This window comes from Pectobacterium hainanensis (assembly GCF_046237015.1).
Classification (GTDB): Bacteria; Pseudomonadota; Gammaproteobacteria; order Enterobacterales; family Enterobacteriaceae; genus JBJYIN01.
In genome coordinates this window covers 124,516-147,717 of sequence record NZ_JBJYIN010000006.1, presented here as the reverse complement: position 1 = coordinate 147,717, position 23,202 = coordinate 124,516, and the positions used below count along the sequence as shown (strand labels likewise).

Below are 23,202 nucleotides of genomic sequence, written 5' to 3'. Positions count from 1 at the left end.
GTGATCGCCAGTAAACAGGAACCAAATATGACGCGGGCATGACAAACAATGAATAAAATAACCAAACAGCAATTGCATTCATTACAGGTCAGCCCGCAAATTTATCGCTGGTTCCTGCGCCGCTTCCCGCAGGGGGGCGAGTATCAGGCAATCCATCATGCGCTGATGTGCGATGGCGATATCGAGTGGTTGGAAACACTGGTGGAGTACAGCTACGCCCTCAGTTTTGACACCCCCGCATTCATCGCACAGGAGACACAAGCCACAGAGGCCATGGTGGCACAATTAACGTCAAACGGTGACGGTGTCGTGCAGATAAAACCCCGCGCTGCGCGTACCCAACACGCGTCTATTCCCGCCTCAACGCTCCAATTGGCGACCAGTGATTCCGCATTGAATATCGGCAGCATCGGGTTACAAAGTCAGGTTGCGCTGTCTGGTTCGTATAATCTGGTCGGTAACTCAGGTGATAACACAAGTATCGCCAACGTCGGTTACGGCGCTCAGCTTGTCAGCTCAGGTTTTGCCGTCAGGATCAGCAACACTGGCCCGCAAAGCCGCATTGGCAGCTTGGGGGGACGATCGCGTATCAGTAACAGTGGAAACTCGGTAAAAATCAGCAGCACCGGACGCGGAACATGCATCGCCAACAGCGGCATGCGCAGCTATATCAGCAGCATGGGCGATGCAACCCGTATCGCCAACGCTGGCGACATGTGCAAGATCGGTATTACGGGTCATAACAACCGCCTTATTAACAGCGGAGACGATGTTTCAATCAACATATCAGGAGAAAATGTCGAGCTGCTTTCCTCGGGTAAAGTGAAAACGCTGATATTAGGAAAAGGCGGTTGCGCGGCATTAACCTATCACGATGGCACCCGCACCCGCTTTTTAGTGGTCTATGAAGGAGAAAACGGCATCACGGCAGGCGTAAAATACCGGGTTAATAGTGCGTTTGAACTGGAGGCATGCGGGTAGATACGCGGTGCAGGCAAAGAAATAAATCCCCGCCATACTTCAAGTTGCATGTGCATTAGCAGAACCAGAAAATGCTTTCGGGATGAGCCGCACGAATGCGGCTCACACCAGCACTACAACCTTATTGGCTTAATATCCCAGATATCTTTCGCATACTCGCTGATGGTGCGATCGGAAGAGAAGTAGCCCATATTGGCGATATTATGCGCGGTACAACGCGCCCACGCCTCCTCGTTATGATACAGCTCATCCACCCGATCTTGCGTATCAACATAGCTACGATAGTCAGCCAGCAGTTGATAGTAATCACCAAAGTTCACCAAAGAATCAAACAAATCGCTGTAACGTTTAGGGTCTTCTGGATTGAATTGGCCCGTCGCAATCTGCGTTAAGACGCGATGTAATTCCTCATCCTGTTCGTAATACTGCCTCGGGTTATAGCCATTTTTACGCAGTGTCTCCACTTCATCAGCCGTATTGCCGAAAATGAACATGTTTTCCTCCCCAACATGCTCGAGCATTTCAACATTAGCGCCGTCCAGCGTCCCGATCGTCAACGCCCCATTGAGCGCGAATTTCATATTACTGGTACCCGATGCCTCGGTTCCTGCCAGCGAGATCTGTTCAGAAAGATCCGCAGCAGGAATAATGATCTGCGCCAGACTGACGCTATAGTTCGGGATGAAAACCACCTTCAGACGATCGTGCAACGCGGGATCGTTATTGATCACCTTCGCGACATCATTGATCAGGTTGATGATATGTTTTGCCATGTAATAGGCTGACGCCGCTTTTCCGGCAAAAATAGCCACGCGCGGCACCCGATCAACCTCTGGATCATCCTTGATGCGGTTATATAACGTAATAACGTGCAATACGTTAAGCAATTGCCGTTTGTACTCGTGAATCCGTTTGATCTGCACATCAAACAACGCTTCCGGATTGACGACAATATTCAGATTTTCCGCGATGTAAGCGGCAAGCCGTTCCTTGTTCTCCAGTTTGACCTTACGGATTTTCTGCACAAATGCCGGATAATCAATATGCTGCTGAAGTTCGCTGAGCTGACTTAAATCAGTACGCCACATCTGCCCGATGGTTTCATCCAATAGTTTGGACAACGGTCGGTTCGCCAGCGCTAACCAGCGGCGCGGCGTCACACCATTGGTTTTATTGCAGAAGCGATTGGGGAACAGCGTAGCGAAATCAGCAAACAGCGAATGCACCATCAAATCTGAATGCAGCTCCGATACGCCATTCACTTTGTGGCTGGCAACCACCGCCAACCAGGCCATACGCACCTTACGCCCGTTATTCTCATCAATAATCGAGACTCTGGCTAACAGGTCATTATCACCTGGCACCTGCTCCTGCACATATTCCAGGAAATTCTCGTTAATCTCGAAAATCAATTGCAGATGGCGCGGCAAGATCTTACCCAGCATATCCACCGGCCAGGTTTCCAGCGCTTCCTGCATCAGCGTGTGGTTGGTATAAGAGAAGACCTTGGTGACCACTTCCCAGGCCGCCTGCCACTTGAACTTATGCTCATCGATCAGTAACCGCATGAGCTCAGGGATAGCCAACACCGGGTGGGTGTCATTCAGATGGATGGCAAATTTATCGGCCAGATTGTCATAGGTTTTATGCATCATCCAGTGACGACTCAGGATATCCTGTACCGTCGCGGAGACCAGAAAATACTCCTGCCGCAGACGCAGTTCACGACCAGAGTAGGTAGAATCATCGGGATACAATACCCGCGACACGTTCTCGGAGTGGTTTTTATCCTCCACCGCCGCGAAGTAATCACCCTGATTAAATTTACCCAGATTGATTTCATTACTGGCCTGCGCGCCCCACAACCGTAGTGTGTTGGTGGCGTCCGTATCAAAGCCGGGAATGATCTGATCGTAAGCGCAGGCAATAACTTCTTCCGTTTCCAGCCAGCGAATTTTTGTTCCTTCTTGCTGCACACGCCCGCCGAAACGCACTTTATAGCGTGTACTATGGCGTGGAAACTCCCACGCATTGCCATATTCCAACCAATAATCAGGGGATTCCGCCTGTCGTCCATTGACGATATTTTGTTTGAACATGCCGTATTCATAGCGAATGCCATAACCACGACCGGGTAACGCCATCGTGGCCAGCGAATCCAGAAAACAGGCGGCGAGTCTCCCCAGGCCACCATTGCCTAAACCGGGATCGGTCTCTTCCTGTAGTAAGTCGTCCAGTTCCAGCCCCATGCCATCCAGTGCAGCTTTGAGATCGTCATACAATCCCATGGCTAGCAATGCGTTAGAAAGCGTGCGTCCCAGCAAGAACTCCATTGAGAGGTAGTAAACCTGACGAACATCCTGAGAAAGCTGGGCGCGATTGGAACGCAACCAGCGTTCCACCATGCGATCGCGTACCGCCAGCAGCGTGGCGTTCAGCCAGTCATGCTTATTGGCGATTGACGGATCCTTGCCGACGGTGAACATAAGTTTGTAAGCGATAGAATGTTTCAGCGCTTCCACACTGAGCGTTGGTGAAGTATAGATAAACGGAGAGTTCATAATATTCATTCCCAAGTAAGTGTTACTACAAGCGTTGATATAGCGTCAAATAAGCCTGTGCGGCCACCTTCCAACTAAAATCCATTGCCATCGCCTGACGCTGGACATAGCGCCATAATGTCGGACGAGACCACAACACAAACACGCGACGAATCGCTCTGGAGAGCGACCCGACATTGCAATCGTTAAACACAAATCCGCTCGCTAACCCATCCGCCAGATTTTCCAATGAACAGTCAGAGACGGTATCAGCCAATCCCCCTGTTCGGCGAACCAACGGTAACGTGCCGTATTTCAGCCCGTAAAGCTGAGTCAAACCACAGGGCTCAAACCGACTTGGCACCATAATGACATCCGCACCACCGATAATCCGATGCGAAAACGCCTCGTGATACCCAATCTGCACCCCAACCTGACCGTGGTATTCTGCCGCCGCCGCGAGGAATCCCTCCTGCAAATCCGCATCTCCCGCACCCAACACCACCAGTTGCCCCCCTTGGTCCAACAAATCGGGTACCGCACTCAGGGCGATATCCAACCCTTTTTGGCTGGTGAGTCGGCTGACAATGGCAAACACGGGCACCTTGTCATCCACCTTCAATCCCATCGCCGTTTGCAGACGTCGCTTGTTTTGCACCTTATCGGGTAATGCATCACGGCTGTAGTGACTGGCTAATAACGGATCGCTTTCAGGATTCCAGACCGCATCATCCACGCCGTTAAGAATGCCCGATAAGCGCCCTTCTTCTTCCCGAGCCTGCAATAACCCTTCCATGCCATAGCCATAAGCCGGTAAGGTAATTTCATGTGCATACGTCGGACTAACCGTTGTGATGTGATCGGCGTAATACAGGCCGGCCTTAAGGTAAGAAATCTGTCCATAGAATTCGAGGCCGTAAACCTGGAAGAAATCGGAAGGAAGCTGAAGTTCCGCCATATGGCGGGCATCAAAAAGCCCCTGATAAGCCAGATTGTGTACGGTAAAGACCGACTTGGCCGGACGGTTACGCGCCGCCAGATAGGCACAGGTCAGCCCGGCATGCCAATCATGTGCATGCACAATATCCGGTCGCCAGTAATGATCCAGCCCGCAAGCCATCTCACAGCCAACCCAGCCCAATAGCGCAAAGCGCAAATAGTTGTCCGCGTAAGCATATAACGCAGGATCGTGATACGGGCTACCCGCACGGGCATACAAATCGGGTACGTCAATCAGGTAAATGCCGACGCCATTAAAATGGCCGAACAACAGCGTGACACGCCCAGCGAACGTATCCAGTTCGCGAACAACCTGCGCATCCGTTATCCCTTTTTTCAAATCAGGAAAAGCTGGCAACAGCACCCGGACATCCATCCCTGCGGCAATCTGCGCCGCCGGTAGCGCGCCAGCAACATCCGCCAACCCGCCTGTTTTCAATAATGGAAATAACTCAGAACAAACGTGTAATACCCGCATCATTACTCCTGTTTGCCTTGCTGATCGTTACAGTTTTTCCAGCATCGCGCGCGTCACGAGCACAATCCCTTCTTCCGAACGATAAAAACGACGACTGTCTTCTTCGGCATTTTCCCCAATCACCATCCCTTCGGGGATCTGGCAGGCGCGATCGATCACACAGCGGCGCAAACGGCAGGATCGCCCGACACTGACGTCTGGCAGAATCACGGCCGAATCAAGGCTGCAAAACGAGTTCACCCGCACGCGAGGAAATAACACCGAATGTGTTACTACCGAGCCAGACACAATGCAGCCACCGGAAACCAGAGAATTCATCGTCATACCGTGACTGCCAGAGCGATCCTGCACGAATTTTGCTGGCGGTAATGATTCGATTGCCGAGCGAATCGGCCAGTTGCGGTCGTACATATCCAGTTCAGGCGTCACTGATGCCAAATCCAGATTCGCTCGCCAGTAGGCTTCCAGCGTTCCAACGTCTCGCCAGTAAGTTTTATCGCTCTCGTTTGCCGTCACACAGGACAAATTAAATGGATGGGCCCAGGCCAGACGTTGTGAAACCACTTTGGGAATGAGATCCTGCCCGAAGTCATGATTTGAATTTGTCATGCTGTGATCTTCTTCCAGCAACTGATAAAGATAGTCAGCATTAAAAACATAGATCCCCATGCTCGCTAACGCCATATCGGGGTTATCCGGCATTGGTGTCGGGTGTTCAGGTTTTTCGGCAAAATCAAGGATCCGATTTTGTTTATCGACGCTCATTACCCCGAACGCACTCGCCTCTTGCAGCGGTACAGGCAAACAAGCGACGGTACATTCCGCCCCTTTTTCCACGTGATCGATGAGCAGGCGTGAATAATCCATTTTATAGATGTGATCGCCAGCTAATATCACAACATACTCCGCCCGATAGCGGCGGATGATATCCAGATTCTGGCAAACCGCATCAGCGGTTCCCCGATACCAGTGGTCCGTCGAATGGCGTTGCTGGGCAGGCAGAAGATCCACAAACTCATTCATTTCCGCATTAAGGAAAGACCAGCCGCGCTGAATATGTTGCACCAGCGTATGCGACTGATACTGGGTAATCACACCGATTCGTCGAATGCCGGAATTTAGACAATTGGAAAGGGCAAAATCAATAATCCGGAATTTGCCACCAAAATGAACGGCGGGTTTGGCTCGTAACGCGGTGAGTCCCTTCAAACGCGTGCCTCGCCCCCCAGCCAGAATAAGCGCCACGGACTTCAGCGGTAATTGCCTCGCCAGCATCAGCGGATCGTTTTTATCGTTATTCACCATGGCTACTCTCCTTCTGATCCATTATTTACAGAGATGTTCTCTTTGATAGCGACTTGGTCAGGACGCATACCGTGCGCGCATTTCCGTGCCATATTCCCGAATCCATCCGAAATCCTTTTTCACCCAGCGACGGCTCATCATCAAACGGTGGGGAAACGCGCCATTCCCCCTCAGGTAACGAAAATGTTCCAGCCCGTTCACTGGCATTAATCAGTAACAGCCAGTGGTCAGAAAGCACAATCTGTAACTGATGATCCCCTCGCTCCCATTGATCGGGAGTCAACGGCTGGCCTTGCTCATTAAGCCACTGCACCGCCCCATCACCATCCTGCCACCACGCTTCTTGCGTGAGCGCCGGTATCGTGCGGCGCAACTGGATTAGCCCGGCGGTAAACCGGCATAGGGCGCTATCCGCGTCATCCCAATGCAACCAGGTCAGTTCGTTATCCTGACAATAGGCATTATTGTTGCCCTCCTGGCTGTGACCATGCTCATCGCCTGCCAGCAGCATCGGCGTGCCTTGAGATAACAGCAGCGTTGTCAGCAAAGCGCGTTGACTGACGTCGCGACGCTGCTGCGTTTCTACATCGGCCTCAATCCCTTCCGTGCCGTGGTTATTGCTAAAATTGCTGTTCGTCCCGTCGCGATTGCCTTCACCATTCGCTTCATTGTGTTTGTGGTTAAAACACACCAGATCGCGCAGCGTAAAACCGTCGTGCGCAGTCAACTTATTGATAGAGGCATAAGGCAGACGCTGATCGTGTTGGAAGATATCGCTGGATGCAGCGAAACGACGGGCAAAACCACCAAGCGGAATATCGCCATGCAACCAGAAACGCCGCATATCATCACGATAACGATCGCTCCACTCGGCAAACGGGACGGGGAATTGTCCCAGTTGATAACCGCCCTCGCCGATATCCCAGGGCTCGGCAATCAACTTGCATCCCTGCAAACGCTCATCATTTTTCATTGCAGCCAAGAGGGGAGCGGAAGCGTTAAAAGAAGGCGTGCGTCCAAGCACGGTAGCCAGATCAAAACGAAAACCATCGATATGACAGACTTCGCGCCAGAAATGTAGACAATCCATCACCCACTCCATCACCGCCGGGTGATTGAGGCGGAGTACGTTGCCGCATCCGGTCCAGTTATGGTATTCCCCATGCTCGTTAAGCCAGTAATAATGACGATTATCGATACCCCGCAGAGAAAGCGTCGGGCCTTCCACATCCAGTTCGGCACTGTGGTTAAACACCACGTCAAGAATGACTTCAATGCCAGCACGATGCAGCGCTTTGATCGCATCGCGAAATTCATTCAGCGCATCGTCGCCAGCAGCCAAACTGTTATCGACAGCGAAAGGCAATAGCACGTTGTAACCCCAATAGTTACGCAATCCCATCTGCTGTAGCCGTGGTTCATCCGCATGTTGCTGAACGGGCAATAACTCCAGTGCTGTTACACCCAATCGGTTCAGGTAATCGATCATCACTGGATGGCCCAGTGCGGCGTAGCTACCGCGAATCGCCTCCGGAATATCGGGGTGCAATTGGGTCAGCCCACGCACGTGGGCTTCATAAATGACCGTTTGACTCCATGGCGTCTGTGGATGGCGGTCATCTTCCCAATCGTATTCTTCGTCAACGACGACACACTTGGCCATTACATCGGCGCTATCACGCTCATCACGCTGGTCGAAACCGCCGTGCAACCCTTCGTCATCCACCACCCAGCCATCCAACTGTCGGGCGCAAGGATCCAGCAACAATTTATGCGGGTTGAAACGCAATCCCTGAAGCGCATCGAACGGCCCATCGACGCGAAAGCCATAACGCAAACCGGGTTTTGCGCCAGGCAGGTAGCCATGCCAGATATCACCGCTGCGCTGCGTTAACGCGAACCGTTGCTCCTGCTGTCGTTCATCAAACAGACACAGTTCTACTCGCTGCGCATCGGCTGAAAACAGGGCGAAATTGACGCCTTCACCGTCAAAACTGGCACCCAGAGGGCTGGCGGACCCTGCTTGCAATACCGTCATTTACGCCTCCTTCACCAGATAAAGCGTGGCCAGAGGAGGAATCGTCAACACCAGTGACTGCGGGCGTTGATGGCTAGCTATCGTTTCGCTCTCAATCGCCCCTTCGTTACCCAAGTTGCTACCGTGATAGTAGCCTGAATCGGTGTTAATGATTTCTCGCCAGCGTCCGGGCTGGTTAATACCTATGCGGTATCCATAACGAGGGACTGGCGTAAAATTACTGACAATCAGGATTTCATTGCCCTGCTCGTCGCGCCGTACAAAAGCAAAAACGGAATTTTCCCGATCGTCCACAACCAACCATTCAAATCCCTGAGGCTGAAAATCCAGCTGATACAGCGGCGCATGCTGGCGATAACAATGATTAAGATCGCGCACCAATTGCTGAACACCACGATGCCAACCTTCTGGTTCATCAAGCAAATGCCAATCGAGACTGGCGTCATAATTCCATTCGCGGCCCTGCGCGAACTCACAGCCCATAAACAGCAGCTTTTTGCCGGGATAAGCCCACATAAAACCGTAATAGGCACGTAAGTTAGCGAATTTCTGCCAGACATCGCCGGGCATACGGTCAAGCAGAGAGCGTTTACCATGCACGACTTCATCATGAGAGATCGGCAGGACAAAATTTTCGCTATAGGCATACAACATGCCGAACGTCAGCTTATCGTGGTGGTATTTGCGATGAACCGGATCAAGCTGCATATAAGACAACGTGTCATGCATCCAGCCCATATTCCACTTGTAATGGAACCCCAGACCATTGCAGTCCGGTGGCATCGTGACGCCGGGATAATCCGTCGATTCTTCGGCAATGGTCACCGCACTGGAGTAAGCCTGGCCGAGCATCTGGTTGGTATAGCGCAGGAATGCGATGGCTTCGAGATTCTCTTTACCACCATAATGGTTCGGTACCCACTCTCCCGCTTTACGGCTGTAATCACGATAAATCATCGACGCGACGGCATCGACCCGCATACCGTCAATCCCATAGTACTCCATCCAGAACAGGGCGTTGCCGGCCAGATAGTTACGCACTTCATGACGCCCATAGTTGTAAATCAGGGTATTCCAGTCCTGATGATAACCTTCGCGGGGATCGGCATACTCATACAGCGCCGTACCATCAAACTGCGCCAGACCATGTTCATCACCGGGGAAATGCCCCGGCACCCAGTCCAACAGGACGTTGATACCCGCGTCGTGAAACGCATCAATAAATTGTCTGAATGCCTGCGGCGTGCCGAACCGACGTGTCGGCGCATAAAGCCCAAGGGGCTGATATCCCCAGCTACCGTCAAAGGGATGCTCGTTAATCGGCATGAGTTCGATATGGGTGAAACCCATGTCTTTAACATAGGCTATCAGTTGCGTTGCCAGATCCTGATAACTGAGCCAAAAGTTGTTATCCGTATGACGTCGCCAGGAACCGAGGTGCACTTCATAAATTGAGATAGGCGATTGCAACCCATTAGCCTGCCGTCTCGCCTCACTCACCGGCACCTTCTCCGGCAACGGCGTGATCAGAGAGGCATTATCTGGACGCATTTGTGCTTCAAAAGCGTAAGGATCCGCCTTCAGGCGGACATTGCCATGACAATCGACGATTTCGTACTTATACAGTTGTCCTTGAGCAACTGCCGGTAAAAACAGTTCCCAGATACCGTTCTCTTTTCTTAAACGCATCGGGTGACGGCGACCATCCCAGAAGTTGAACGGACCAACCACGGATACCCGCCGAGCATTCGGTGCCCACACGGCAAAACGTGTACCCGCAACGCCATCCAGCGTTGTCAGATGCGCACCTAAGCGTTCGTAGGGACGTAAATGCGTGCCTTCGGCCAGTAACCAGATATCCAAATCCTGTAATAACGGGCCGAAACGGTAAGGATCTTCAACCAAACAAACGTCGTTTTGCCAGGTGACAGACAGTTGGTAATGAAACCGATTTTTTCTGCGCGGCAGTACACGACAAAAAAAACCACGGGCATCTATTTTCTCTAATTCAACAACTTTTTTCCCGTTAGACGCGTCAACAACCCATACTTCCTGAGCATCGGGTAATAATGCCCTGACTTCTAACCCGTTATCGGTTTGATGCATTCCCAGCAGAGAAAAAGGGTCGGCATAATGTCCGGCAATAAGTGCATTAATCGCATCAGAAAACGCTGACATGGTATCTATCCTCTGATTAACCATTTGAATTAAATAAACAAGTTACACAAATAGTTCATTGCACTATGCTTATATTTCGTCTCGCCAAGTCTTAGCACAAATCACAATAAAACCAATCAGTTACTAGCCTGCTAACGAATGACCCAAAATCACAAAAATATCTAATACTATGAAAGAGTTTGCTAACGAAGGAGGTATAAATTAGCTTAGTCAAAGAAATTCGAAATAACTGGGATATGCTTAAATTTTTCTGTTTATATTTATATGAATAAATTATGACTGATTATTTTTAGCATCTTTTGCTTAAAAAGCCGTGTTATTGCGTCAACAGTCAACACAAAAGACAGGGATATCAAAATGGAGCTAGCTAACTGGAATGAGTGGAGTGAGTGGCAAAAATTGAGCCCTTGCCCACTTGAGGTCCCCGTAGGCTGCGGCGCTTACATCATCGCCACCCGAATCGCGATACACCGAGCAGTGGGAATCGATACCGAAGGTATCCTGGATATCGGTGAGTCAAAAAATCTTTGCGGAAGGATAAAATCTTTCATCGCATGCGCTAACGGACGTCGTCCTCGTGGACATATGGCAGGATGGCGTTATAAACAATATGAATTTGAAAAACATTTTCCATTGGACACGCTTTTCATTCGCTGGCATCCCACGCAAACAAAAGAAGAAGCCTATGCGATTGAAGGAAAAATATTACAAACTTACCTTATTCAACATAAAGAATTACCGCCATTAAATTACAAGTTTAATTGGCCACAATATGCCGAATAGCCTGCATTTTACGGCAAGCATGGCTCACCGTTCACCACCGCGCATATCGTGACGTCAGAGAACGCGCTACAATTGCTCGTTTAAAGCATTGCGCGTTTAAAGCACAGTATGTTCAGGCAGTAGCAGTAGGACACCTTTATCTATGGTTAGTCAGGTCGATCTCATTCTTTCATTGTTGCAGCAGATGTGCGTCTATCTGGTTATTGCCTATCTGCTGAGCAAAACACCGCTGTTCATCCCACTGATGCAGGTCACAATCCGTTTACCTCACAAGCTCGTGTGTTATCTGGTTTTCTCCATGTTCTGTATTATGGGAACCTATTTTGGCTTACATATTGATGATTCTATTGCCAATACGCGTGCAACAGGTGCTGTATTAGGCGGGATGCTCGGCGGCCCTTCCGTGGGATTTTTGGTTGGGCTCACCGGGGGATTACACCGCTATTCCATGGGCGGAATGACCGCATTAGCCTGTATGCTATCGACCATCGCCGAAGGGTTAATCGGCGGTCTGTTACATCGCTATCTGGCGCGCCGTAATCGTATCGATTTACTGTTCCAGCCGTTAGTGGTGGGGTTAACTGCACTGGTGGCGGAAATCCTGCAAATGGCCATCATCCTGCTGGTCGCTCGTCCCTTTGACAGCGCCGCAGAACTGGTGACGGATATCGCCTTGCCAATGATGATCACGAACTCTATCGGTTCCGCGATGTTTATGCGTATCCTGCTCGACAGGCGGGCAATTTTCGAGAAATACACGTCCGCATTTTCCGCCAAAGCGTTGCAGATTGCCGCTCGCGCCGAAGGGGCGTTACGCCAGGGGTTCAATCAGCAGAACAGCATGCGCGTGGCGCGTATTCTCTACGAAGAACTCGGCGTGGGAGCCGTCGCCATTACTGACCGCGACAAATTACTCGCCTTCATTGGGCTGGGCGACGATCATCATAAGGTCGACTCTCCCATTACCTCATCGCACACCCGACGCGCCATTGATAACAATCAGGTGGTCTACGCCGATGGCAACGAAGTCTCTTATACTTGCTCGATCTCCTCCAGTTGCAAGCTGGGATCGACACTGGTTATCCCACTGCGCGGTGAGGAACAACGCGTCATCGGCACCATCAAGCTGTATGAACCCAAGAACAAACTCTTTTCCAGCATCAATCGCACGCTAGGGGAAGGTATCGCGCACCTGTTGTCTGCACAGATTCTGGCCGGGCGCTTCGAACAGCAAAAACAGCTCTTGGTGCAATCAGAAATCAAGCTACTCCATGCGCAGGTTAACCCGCATTTTCTGTTTAATGCCCTGAACACATTATCGGCGGTTATTCGACGTAATCCTGATCATGCACGCCAGTTGGTGTTATCTCTGTCGACTTTTTTTCGTAAAAACCTTAAACGCAGTAACGATGAAGTGTCGCTTAACGATGAGATTGAGCACGTGAATGCTTATCTGGAAATCGAGAAGGCACGCTTTGCCGATCACCTCACGGTAGAAATCTCCTTGCCGGATGAGTTGCTGGAAGCACGGTTGCCCGCATTTTCTCTGCAACCCATCGTTGAAAACGCGATTAAGCACGGCGTTTCCCAGATGATTGAGAGTGGCTATATCCATATCAGCGGACGTATGCACGCCAATACGCTGGAACTCACCGTAGAGGACAATGCGGGTATGTATCAACCACACAGCGGCGGGGATGGGTTGGGGATGAATCTGGTCGATCGCCGGATTAAGGCGCGCTACGGCAACCGTTATGGCATCACCGTGGTCTGCGAATCAGATAAATTCACGCGTGTAGAAGTACGCGTTCCGTTGATTTCTCCCCGCAAGGCGATAGCGGATATTGAAGAGGCTGCCTAGGGTTGCGACGCGTCCCCGATGTTCTGCACATCCAATACATCACGCAGAAAATCACCCAGATAATTAAACGAGGCCACCATCACCACGATAGCAATGCCAGCAGGTAGCATCTGTTCCGGATGGGTAAGCATGACGTTTTTGGCCTCGCCCAGCATTGCGCCCCATTCCGGGGTTGGGGGTTGTACACCTAAACCGAGGAAAGAAAGTGCCGAAAGCAGCAAAATGACGGCACCGCTATCGGTTGTCGCCAGCACCACAATTTCAGCGAACGTCACCGGAAGAACATGGCGCATGATAATGTGATGAGAAGGACAGCCAATCAGTCTGGCATAGTGAATATAGTGTTTATCACTGTACTGCATGACAATGCCGCGGATCATTCGGGCATACCATGCCCATTTCACTAACAAAATCGCCAGCACAATATTCGTTAATCCTGGTCCCAGAATACCGACGAGCGCAAAGATCATCACTTCACCGGGAAAAGAAAGCATCACGTCTGAAAAGCGCATCAATACACTGTCGACTCGTCCACGAAAGTAGCCAGCCAAAACACCAATCAGCATGCCCAACGTCAGTGTAGCCACCATTGCCGCTAATGAGACAAATACCGTCGTGCGAATACCGAAAAGTAAGCGAGAAAGCACGCAACGTCCAAGATGATCGGCGCCGAGAGGAAAATGACCACTTATGGGGTGGTATTTATCCCGCCACGATACCAGCAGCGGATCGTTCGGGGCCAACCACGGCGCTAACACCCCCGCACCTAAAATGACCACCACCGCACACAAGCACAGTAGCGCCACGCGATCCTGCGATAACCGTAGCCAAAAACGACGGATCATTGCGCCACACCATCACGCAAGCGCGGATCGAGCCACATCTGTAGCAAATCGATAATGAAATTAGCCACCACAAACAGTAAGGCCATGAGCAACACATACGCCTGAATCACCGGATAGTCGCGGTTGAAAATAGCCGTCACGCACAGCCGTCCCAGGCCGGGCCAAGAAAAGATGTTTTCAATGATTAACGTGCCCGCGATGAGCTTTGGAATGCTCATCCCCAGCGCAACCAGCGGAGAATACATGGCGTTGATCAGCACATGCCGCCATAGAATACGCCGTTCGCTCAACCCTCTGACGCGAGCATATTCCACATAGGGCAGACTCAGTTGCGCCAACATATTATTACGCAACAGCCGAACGTAAGTACCGATATAACCCAGCGATAACGTCAGCGCTGGCAGGATAACCGCGCCAGATGACTCAACGCCTCCTATCGGTAGCCAGTTCAATTTCACCGCGACCAACCAGATCAGTAGCAACCCTGCCCAGTAATTCGGCATGGAGGTAAACAGGAATAGCAGCACACGCAGTAGTTTGTCCAACCACGTCTCTTTCGTCATCACGCAGAGCATCGCGAGCGATAGCGAAAACAGCAAGATCATCCCCAGCGCACTGCCCGCCAGCCACAGCGTCACAGGCAGCGCCTGCTTCATTTCCACCCACACGCTGGCGCGCGTCACAAAGGACGTACCAAAATCCAGATGGACACAACGTTCCAGCCAAATGAAATACTGCTGCCAGAATGGCCGTTCCAGTCCTAACTCATGCCGCATGGCCGCGATGGCCTCATCGGTTGGCACGATCATATTGACGCGCAGTGCAACCTCTGCGGGATCGGAGGGAGAAAGTTGGATGAGCGCAAAGGCGATCCAGGAGATCGCCAGAATCAGCGGGATCATCATCAACAAGCGACGAAGAATATAGCGTGTCATCGTCGTCTCCGGGGCTTAATGCAACGACATCTTTTCAAACGCAATTTCGTACTGAGAAGGATTAAACGTCACCCCATGTAATCGCTTACTGAATACCGCTTTAGTGCGGGAATACGTCAGTGGGATATACACACCTTCCTGCGCCAGCGTCATCAGTATCTGCCGATACAACGCCTGACGCTGCGACTCATCATGAGCAATCAATACACGACCGATCAGCGCGTCCAGTTCAGCTTTATTTGGCAGCCCTTTTTGTCCCTGATAATCGGCGTGGGCCGGGATACGGAAAGAGGAAACATACGACTGTGGATCGTAAGGTTTTCCCCAGGAAAGCGAATATTGCAGATCAAAGTCCCCAGATCGCTGCCGATCGAGATACGCTTGCTTCTCTTCTCCTATCAGCTCAACATCCACGCCGACCTGACGGAAATCGCTTTGTACCACTTCGGCAATTTGTCGCTCACCGGCGTTATTACTGTTGTAAGAGAATACCAACCGCATCGGCAAGCCCTGTTTTTCACGCACGGATTTCCCCGCAGGCAACAACCACCCGGCTTCATCCAACAGCGTTCGGGCTTTTGCTATGTCATAGTGATAGATTGGCAGGTCAGCGATATCCGCATAAGGGACGTTACGCGCCAGCAGTGTGTCCGCCACACTTTCGCTCCCCGACATCACACCTTCAGCGATCGCCTGCTTATCAACAGCGTACTGCAATGCCAAACGAACCTGACGTTCAGATGTAACGGGTCGGCTACTGTTCAATACCAGCGCTCGCGATCCGATCGGTTCGCTAACCGCCGAACCAAACCTCCCGCTGGCCTGCAACGCCATAAAACTGTCACTATCAAACATGTCGCCATCTGCACCGAAAATAAGCTGAATATCACCTTTTTCCAAGGCTAATAGCATACTTTGCCGATCGGGAATCACCTTCCAGACAACCCGTTGTAACACGGGAGGGGTTCCCCAATAGTTCGGATTAGCATCAAATACCGCGTACTGGTTTTTCACATGATCATGCAGCAACCACGGCCCGGTGCCGGAATAGGCACTGACACCGTCTTTGGTTTGTCCCTGAATAAAATCACGAGGAGAAATAAAGCGGAAGGGACGGGTTAACCCGAGTTCAACCAGCGTAGGGTAATAAGGATTTTTTAACTGGATCGCCACGGTGTATTCATCGATCACATCAACGCGATCAATTTGTCTAACCAGTTCAAGCCAGGCATGCCGTTGATAGTTTGCCAGCACCGCATCCATATTCAGCTTCACTGCCGACGCATTAAACTTTTCGCCATCGCTGAATGTTACGTCCTGACGCAAAAAGAACGTGTAGCGTTTGCCATCAGGCGAAATGCTCCAACGCGATGCCAGCCAGGGTTGTACGCCGCGATCGGTATTCACCACCAGGGATTCGAACACCATGTTTTGTGCTGCCATCTCACCGCTGTAAAGATGAGGATTAATGTCACGGATATCCTTGGTACTGGCGTAATTCAGCGTTCCTTCTGCCGCCAGAATACCGGGAGCCACCAGACACAGCAAAAGCACGCCGAACGCCCGAATTCGATATAAAAATAAACGAGATAGTATTGTTATGCGCCCTATCATGTTGATCCCTACTCTATTTCTCTGCGCAGACCAGAAACATCGGCGTTGACGCGTAGTTCACCTTTTCGGTGTCATCCCATAGTTCATCTCCAACCTGGGTATCCACCATCAGTTTGTGATAACCACACTTCAGCAATGCCTGCATATCCCATTGCGGACGGCGCTCACGACTCAGCGGCAGCTGGCGGGCAATGTTTTCCATCGCGGTGGTATCCGTATTCACATAGTGATCGTCCAACCCCAAATAGCGTGCATTTGCCCGATCTTCCAGATAACCAAGGCGACAGTGTTCATCAAACAGTTGCAAATACCAGTTAGCGTCAAAATTCACCATACGCCCCCCAGGTACCAGCACTCGTCGCCACTCTTCATAGGCACACTGTGGCGCATCCAGATTCCAGGTCACGTTACGCGTCACGATCAAATCAAAACTGTTATCGTCAAACGGCAGCGTATGTACGTCCGACAATACAAAATTCACGCTGACGCCGTACCGTGATGCATTGGCGTTAGCCTGATCCAACATGGCCTGCGTCATATCCACCGCCGTCACATGATGCCCAGCCAACGCCATCGTGACCGCAAAAAAACCAGGGCCGGTGCCAATATCCAATACCTTCAAGACCGGCTTTTCCGGTGCGTATGCCATGATTTTGTTCAACCATGCAGCTCGTTTGGCATTGGCCAGTTCAGCGGCGTTCAACTGGCTATAACTCGCCGCACGGCCAGTCCAATAGCATTGAACATCGTCTAAGAGTTCACGTTCTAAAAGTTCACGGGGTTCATTTTCGACAAGGAGCTGGCTCACGCGGGTTATCCTGTTAATCATTTCAGGCCAGCGTCAAGACCATCCGCGCTGGGGCTGAACGGGAAGAGGTGTTTTTATGCCCGATTTATAACAGATAACGTCGTGATGTTTAATGAAGGAGTATGAAGTTTTAAAAAAAAATCATACTTCCATGATCTAGCGTAATATCCACTTCGTTGATAAGGGGATTTACAGAGAGGGTGACAATGAGATGAGATTTAATTGCCCATGACGCACACCCGTTTGCGCCATGACGGATTCAGCAAAACGCTCAACCAACGCAGCAGTACCGCGCAGAATAACCGTTTCGACACACTCTTCATGGCTCAGATGTGTGTGCATCGTCGATACGGTCAGGTCGTGATGATCATGCTGCATTTCCGCCAAACGGCTGGAGAGTTGGCGTTCATGGTGATCGTAAACATAGCTCAGTACCGCCACACATTCCCCGTTCTTATCCATTTTGAAGGTCATTTCCCCCAGTTCCCGACGTAACATATCGCGGAACGCTTCAGAACGATTGGCATATCCTTTACGCGCCATCAGTTCGTCAAAATCCTGCGCGAGTTGATCGTCCATTGAAATGGTCAGTCTTTGCATCATAGCCTCAAAGAAAATGGGGTAAGGGCTGGAAGTACGACGAGTATAAAAGGTTGAGGGAAGAATAAATATGTCTCAACGCAATTAAGTCACAGAGCTGGAAATCAGAACCGTTCGAACGGGGAAAACACGGGTACAGGCGGGAAAAGCAGGTCTGGCGCAATTCATCAACGGTTGCCGCCAGACCAAAAACTATTACAGCAGAATACGTAGCATACGGCGTAGCGGTTCAGCCGCCCCCCACAGTAGCTGATCGCCAACCGTGAAGGCAGACAAATATTCCGGCCCCATATTCAGCTTGCGTAAACGCCCAACAGGCGTAGACAGCGTTCCCGTTACGGCGGCTGGCGTGAGTTCGCGCATCGTAAGTTCGCGATCGTTCGGCACGACCTTCACCCAATCATTATGCGTTGCCAGCATTTGCTCGATTTCCGGCAGTGACACATCTTTTTTCAGCTTGATGGTAAATGCCTGACTATGGCAGCGCAGTGCCCCCACGCGAACACACAGGCCATCCACCGGAATAACCTGACTGGTACTGAGAATTTTGTTGGTTTCTGCCTGACCTTTCCACTCTTCACGACTCTGGCCGTTTTCGAGCTGTTTGTCGATCCAGGGAATCAGGCTCCCTGCCAACGGTACACCGAAATTGTCCGTAGGCAGCGTACCACTGCGCGTCAGCGCGGTGACCTTGCGTTCAATATCCAAAATGGCAGAGGCTGGGTTTTGCAACTCTTTGGCCACGTCACCATGCAGCATCCCCATCTGAGTAAGCAGTTCGCGCATGTGACGCGCACCACCGCCAGACGCAGCCTGATAGGTTGCTACAGACACCCAATCGACCAGATTATTGGCAAACAAACCGCCCAGAGACATCAGCATCAGGCTGACGGTACAGTTACCACCCACAAATGTTTTGATGCCATTATCCAGACCTTGCTTAATCACATCGTGGTTAACCGGATCCAGAATAATAATGGCGTCATCTTTCATACGCAGAGAAGAAGCGGCATCGATCCAGTAGCCTTGCCAACCGCTGGCACGCAGCTTTGGATACACGTCCGTCGTGTAATCGCCACCCTGACAGGTGATGATAATATCCAGTGCGCGTAACGCATCCAGATCGTAAGCATCCTGCAAGACGCCTTGCTGCCCACCAAACACCGGGGCCGCTTCGCCGTGCTGAGACGTCGAAAAAAATACCGGACGGATTGCATCAAAATCGCGTTCTTCCACCATGCGCTGCATGAGAACCGAACCGACCATACCGCGCCAGCCAATAAAACCAACATTTTTCATGGTAACTGTCCTGCCTTGGGGGTAACAAAAATAATTCTGGTGATCCAACACCGATGCAACTTGGAAGAAGACGGGTGTATTGTAGTCAACACATTAAGCGTGATTGTATTTCCACCATACAAAATGTACATAAAGTCGCAAGTGAATTTATTCGATAGCACCACGTTTTTTAGCAGTGATTCTAATATCGTCGCGCTTATACCCAAAATAATTCGAGTTGCATGAAGGCGGCAAGTGAGGGAATCCCGATGAGCTTACTTAGGTAAGTGATTCGGGTGAGTGAGCGTAGCCAACGCACAGGCAACTTGAAGTATGACGGGTATATACAAGGTGACATACATCATCGTGTGATATCAGGAAACCGGATTTCAGGCATGGAAAAACAACAATGACAGAAATGATCTCAGCAACCGTGCTGTTGCTACTTATTATGGATCCACTTGGCAATCTGCCTATCTTCATGTCCGTATTAAAGCACTTGGATCCCAAACGCCGACGCGTCGTGTTAATCCGAGAGATGCTCATCGCACTCGGACTGATGCTGATTTTTCTTTTTGCTGGCGAACGTATTCTGGCATTTCTTAATCTGCGAACCGAAACCGTATCCATTTCAGGCGGGATCGTGTTGTTTCTGATTGCCATTCGCATGATATTTCCCTCTCAGGAAGGGAACAGCAGCGGCTTGCCCGCCGGTGAAGAACCTTTTCTGGTACCGATGGCCATTCCCTTAGTGGCGGGGCCTTCAATTCTTGCCGCGCTTATGCTGTTGTCGCATCAATACCCCGATCGATTGCCGCATTTAACGCTGGCTCTCTTTATCGCCTGGAGCCTCTCTTTCATTATTTTGCTGATGTCCGATCTCTTTTTGCGTCTGCTCGGAGAAAAAGGTGTCAGCGCACTGGAAAAACTGATGGGATTAATTCTGGTTATGCTTTCTACCCAGATGTTTCTGGATGGCGTGCGAGCATACATGGGGCTGTGAACCAACAGGTTTCGCCTTCCATTGGCGAAACCTGATTTATCGGTACGGCACTCAGATAGGATAAAGAGAATGCTTTAAAGCAGAATACTGCCCACGGCCGCAATCAGGAACGCGATGGTACCGAGTAGCGTTTCCATTACCGTCCAGGTTTTCAGCGTGGTTTTCTCATCCATTTCAAGGAAACGCCCCACTAACCAGAAACCAGAATCATTCACGTGCGACAGTACCGTCGCGCCCCCCGCAATCGCGACGACAAGGAAACAGAGATCAAATTCACTCAGACCTGGCGTAGCCGCAACGGTTGGTGCCATCAATGCTGCCGCCGTCGTCAGCGCGACGGTGGCCGAGCCCTGTGCGACACGCAATGCGGTGGATACGACAAACGCCGCCAAAATCAACGGCATGCCAGTATCCGCTAATGCACCAGCCAATGCGTCACCAATGCCGCTGGCACGTAATACCCCGCCAAACATTCCGCCCGCACCCGTCACCAGAATAATGGAACAAATAGGGCCTAATGCGCCATCGCACACTTTTTCCAGGTGTTTGCGACTATGTTTGCCACTAAAGACCACAAGGGCAAAGAATACCGTGATCAACAGTGCAATCGGGGTTTTCCCTAACATCCGCAGAAACTGAACTATACCGCTATCGCCGTTAATGATGCCCATCACCGTCAGCGTATTGAGCCCGGTATCCAAAAAAATCAGAAGTAAGGGGAGTAACAGAATACTCAACACGACAGAAAAACGAGGAGGCTTAACGTTAGAGTCAGCTTCAACTTCAGACAAAAAGCTTGACGGTAATTTTATATCGAATTTTTTGCCGGCCCACAGACCAAATAGGTAGCCACCAAAATACCAGGTTGGCAGAGCAATGATCCCACCCACAATCACTAATAACCCAATATTTGCTCCTAACAGTTCACTGGCTACGACGGGCCCCGGATGAGGTGGAACCAGAGCATGCATCGCCGCGAATGCGCCTGCCGCAGGCAAAGCATATCTTAACGTCGATCCGCCAAAACGCTTTGCCACGCTGAAAATGATGGGCAACATGACCACTAACCCGGCATCAAAAAAGATCGGAAAACCGAAGAGTAACGAGGCAATACCTAAGGCAAAAGGTGCGCGATGCTCCCCAAATTTATTGATCAATGTATCAGCCAGAACATTTGCCCCGCCGGTAATTTCTAGCAAACGTCCAATCATGGCTCCTAGGCCAACCAGCAACGCAACCGAAGCTAACGTGCTACCGAAACCGCTGAGTAGCGTCGGGACAATTTTTTCGTAAGGCGTTTTGGTGATCAGCGCCGTTATCAGGCTGACAACGGTTAACGCCAGGAATGCATGAACCTTGAAACGCATGATCAGTACAAGCAGTAATGCAACGGCACCGGCCGCAATCATCAAAAGGACACTTGCACTATAAGCTGATGTTATTTCTGTCATTATTGAGTTCCCCTGCCGTCACCATAACGGCCTGACTGTGGCTATTTGTAAAATGTATAACATCGTTATTTAATGGCTCGATTTGATGATACGGGTAACATGTTAATATGTGAAACCATTAAGCATCATCTCATTCACAATATGGGACAGGGATCAAACTATGTCGGATCGAGACGCCATGTCGCAGTAGAAAGAACCAATAGACATCACAACACGCCGTATGACCTTCGATGATGCACAGCAAGGAAAAAACCTAAACATCACTGCGCCTCTGCTCCAGAGAAGGAAACACGAAAAGCACAGTAATGCTTAGGTTTTGTATAGATGAATAACAGCATAATAGTGGAACGTTCGATTTGATGAAAAAACAGACTACATAGGCAATATAGCAGCCTGAAAACAGAAAACCGTGAACATCGCCACGGTTTTCTGACATCGGTTTCTACACCGATTTGCATGCCGCCACACTTATACCGGCGGCAGATCAAACAGTAGAATTTCACTGTCCGCATGGGCATGAATAGAAAGCGTTTCTTCATCCCAAATGGCGAAAGCATCGCTGGTTTCCGCCATATGACCGTTAATCTCTACCCGACCACGCACAACCTGAATCCAAATACGACGCCCTGCCTGTATCGGATAAACCGATGATTCATCCGGTTTCAATGCCCATCGCCATAGCGTCATGTCCTGAAAAACTTTCAGCGAACCCTCACGAGCATCCGGTGACAGCACCAGTTGACGCCCTTGCAGACCATCAAAACGTTTCTGCTCATAACGCGGCGTCAGCCCTGCTTTTTCAGGAATAATCCAGATTTGATACAAATGCAGCAACTCGTCACGACTGGCGTTGTATTCCGAATGGCGGATCCCCGTGCCTGCACTCATAATCTGAAACTCACCCGCTGGGATCTGCTCTTTATTCCCCATGCTGTCCTGGTGTTCAACCGTTCCACGGAGTACATACGTCAGAATTTCCATATCTTTGTGCGGGTGCGTACCAAACCCCTGTCCACCTTCAATCCGATCTTCATTGATCACGCGTAATGCAGAGAAACCCATGAATTCGGGATCGTAATAATCGGCAAACGAAAAGGTGTGCCAACTATCCAGCCAGCCGTGGTTGGCATGGCCGCGCTGTTGTGCTTTACGTAAATAGATCATGTTCGCTGTCCCCGTGTTTTCGATAAGTAAAGTCTAACGGGAGGCGAAGAATAAGATAGCGTAAAAAACTTAACGCTCTGTTCGAAAAATCCGAACAAGTTGGTGACAGGCAAAAAAAAAGCCAGCACCCGAGCTGGCTAAATAAATACTGGAAGCAATGTGAGCAATGTCGTGCCTTCACAGCAAAACCGCGTGGTTAATGGTGTACAGTTAATACAAACCGCGTTCAAACAACGCCATTTGCGATAACCTCACACCGACCATATTTGCGGTTCCCCGGAACGCATGACAATAATAATCATTATCATTCGCGTCTGTAAAGTGTTTTTTTTACACACTCG

At 50.5% G+C, this 23,202-nt stretch carries 17 protein-coding genes; 4 read left to right on the top strand and 13 right to left on the bottom strand.

Annotated elements, in window-relative coordinates:
• Nucleotides 1–48 precede the first annotated feature (48 nt).
• Nucleotides 49–981, top strand: coding sequence for a protein YdhT (gene ydhT, locus ACKPVM_RS08090; protein ID WP_409308456.1), 933 nt, complete (start codon nucleotides 49–51; stop codon nucleotides 979–981).
• Nucleotides 982–1,094: 113 nt separating this feature from the next.
• Here ydhT and glgP read toward each other — a convergent pair whose 3' ends face one another.
• The 5 genes from glgP to glgB are packed head-to-tail and all read right to left on the bottom strand — an operon-like array spanning nucleotide 1,095 to nucleotide 10,519.
• Nucleotides 1,095–3,542, bottom strand: coding sequence for a glycogen phosphorylase (gene glgP, locus ACKPVM_RS08085; protein WP_409308454.1), 2,448 nt, complete (start codon nucleotides 3,540–3,542; stop codon nucleotides 1,095–1,097).
• Between the two features lie 25 nt (nucleotides 3,543–3,567).
• Nucleotides 3,568–4,998, bottom strand: a complete 1,431-nt coding sequence (gene glgA / locus ACKPVM_RS08080) for a glycogen synthase GlgA (protein WP_409308656.1) — start codon at nucleotides 4,996–4,998, stop codon at nucleotides 3,568–3,570.
• 27 nt (nucleotides 4,999–5,025) lie between these two features.
• Nucleotides 5,026–6,303, bottom strand: coding sequence for a glucose-1-phosphate adenylyltransferase (gene glgC / locus ACKPVM_RS08075; RefSeq protein WP_409308452.1), 1,278 nt, complete (start codon nucleotides 6,301–6,303; stop codon nucleotides 5,026–5,028).
• Nucleotides 6,304–6,328: 25 nt separating this feature from the next.
• Entirely contained in the window at nucleotides 6,329–8,341 is a 2,013-nt protein-coding gene (glgX, locus tag ACKPVM_RS08070) for a glycogen debranching protein GlgX (RefSeq protein ID WP_409308450.1), read from the bottom strand.
• On the bottom strand, nucleotides 8,342–10,519 hold the full coding sequence (gene glgB / locus ACKPVM_RS08065) for a 1,4-alpha-glucan branching enzyme (protein ID WP_409308449.1): 2,178 nt from the start codon (nucleotides 10,517–10,519) through the stop codon (nucleotides 8,342–8,344).
• 357 nt (nucleotides 10,520–10,876) lie between these two features.
• Between glgB and ACKPVM_RS08060 the strand changes: the two genes are divergently transcribed.
• A complete protein-coding gene (locus tag ACKPVM_RS08060; RefSeq protein ID WP_409308447.1) occupies nucleotides 10,877–11,302 on the top strand; it encodes a hypothetical protein in 426 nt (141 codons plus the stop codon).
• A 142-nt stretch (nucleotides 11,303–11,444) separates the two neighbouring features.
• Nucleotides 11,445–13,163: a LytS/YhcK type 5TM receptor domain-containing protein gene (locus tag ACKPVM_RS08055; RefSeq protein WP_409308445.1), complete on the top strand. Its 1,719-nt coding sequence runs from the start codon at nucleotides 11,445–11,447 to the stop codon at nucleotides 13,161–13,163.
• Here ACKPVM_RS08055 and opp1C read toward each other — a convergent pair.
• The 6 genes from opp1C to asd all read right to left on the bottom strand — a co-directional run bounded on the left by opp1C (nucleotide 13,160) and on the right by asd (nucleotide 19,264).
• Nucleotides 13,160–14,008, bottom strand: a complete 849-nt coding sequence (gene opp1C / locus ACKPVM_RS08050) for a nickel/cobalt ABC transporter permease (protein WP_409308443.1) — start codon at nucleotides 14,006–14,008, stop codon at nucleotides 13,160–13,162. The two genes, ACKPVM_RS08055 and opp1C, sit on opposite strands and share 4 nt — an antisense overlap.
• Nucleotides 14,005–14,943: a nickel/cobalt ABC transporter permease gene (opp1B, locus tag ACKPVM_RS08045; protein ID WP_409308441.1), complete on the bottom strand. Its 939-nt coding sequence runs from the start codon at nucleotides 14,941–14,943 to the stop codon at nucleotides 14,005–14,007. Before opp1B ends, opp1C begins: the two co-directional genes overlap by 4 nt.
• A 15-nt stretch (nucleotides 14,944–14,958) precedes the next feature.
• Nucleotides 14,959–16,557 (bottom strand): nickel ABC transporter substrate-binding protein, encoded by a 1,599-nt coding sequence (nikA, locus tag ACKPVM_RS08040; protein ID WP_409308439.1) that lies wholly within the window; start codon nucleotides 16,555–16,557, stop codon nucleotides 14,959–14,961.
• Between the two features lie 13 nt (nucleotides 16,558–16,570).
• Complete coding sequence (locus tag ACKPVM_RS08035; RefSeq protein WP_409308437.1) at nucleotides 16,571–17,365, bottom strand: class I SAM-dependent methyltransferase; 795 nt, start codon at nucleotides 17,363–17,365, stop codon at nucleotides 16,571–16,573.
• A 189-nt stretch (nucleotides 17,366–17,554) separates the two neighbouring features.
• Nucleotides 17,555–17,965 (bottom strand): nickel-responsive transcriptional regulator NikR, encoded by a 411-nt coding sequence (nikR, locus tag ACKPVM_RS08030; protein ID WP_409308655.1) that lies wholly within the window; start codon nucleotides 17,963–17,965, stop codon nucleotides 17,555–17,557.
• Nucleotides 17,966–18,160: 195 nt separating this feature from the next.
• The gene (gene asd, locus ACKPVM_RS08025; RefSeq protein ID WP_409308436.1) at nucleotides 18,161–19,264 is read right to left on the bottom strand and encodes an aspartate-semialdehyde dehydrogenase; all 1,104 of its coding nucleotides are present in this window, start codon (nucleotides 19,262–19,264) and stop codon (nucleotides 18,161–18,163) included.
• A gap of 388 nt (nucleotides 19,265–19,652) precedes the next feature.
• On the opposite strand from asd, the gene ACKPVM_RS08020 reads away from it, so the two are divergent.
• Nucleotides 19,653–20,246, top strand: coding sequence for a YhgN family NAAT transporter (locus ACKPVM_RS08020; protein WP_409308434.1), 594 nt, complete (start codon nucleotides 19,653–19,655; stop codon nucleotides 20,244–20,246).
• Between the two features lie 74 nt (nucleotides 20,247–20,320).
• Here the strand turns inward: ACKPVM_RS08020 and ACKPVM_RS08015 are convergent, their stop codons facing one another.
• On the bottom strand, nucleotides 20,321–21,697 hold the full coding sequence (locus ACKPVM_RS08015; protein WP_409308432.1) for a GntP family permease: 1,377 nt from the start codon (nucleotides 21,695–21,697) through the stop codon (nucleotides 20,321–20,323).
• A gap of 468 nt (nucleotides 21,698–22,165) precedes the next feature.
• Nucleotides 22,166–22,861 (bottom strand): pirin family protein, encoded by a 696-nt coding sequence (locus ACKPVM_RS08010; protein WP_409308431.1) that lies wholly within the window; start codon nucleotides 22,859–22,861, stop codon nucleotides 22,166–22,168.
• Nucleotides 22,862–23,202: the final 341 nt, after the last annotated feature.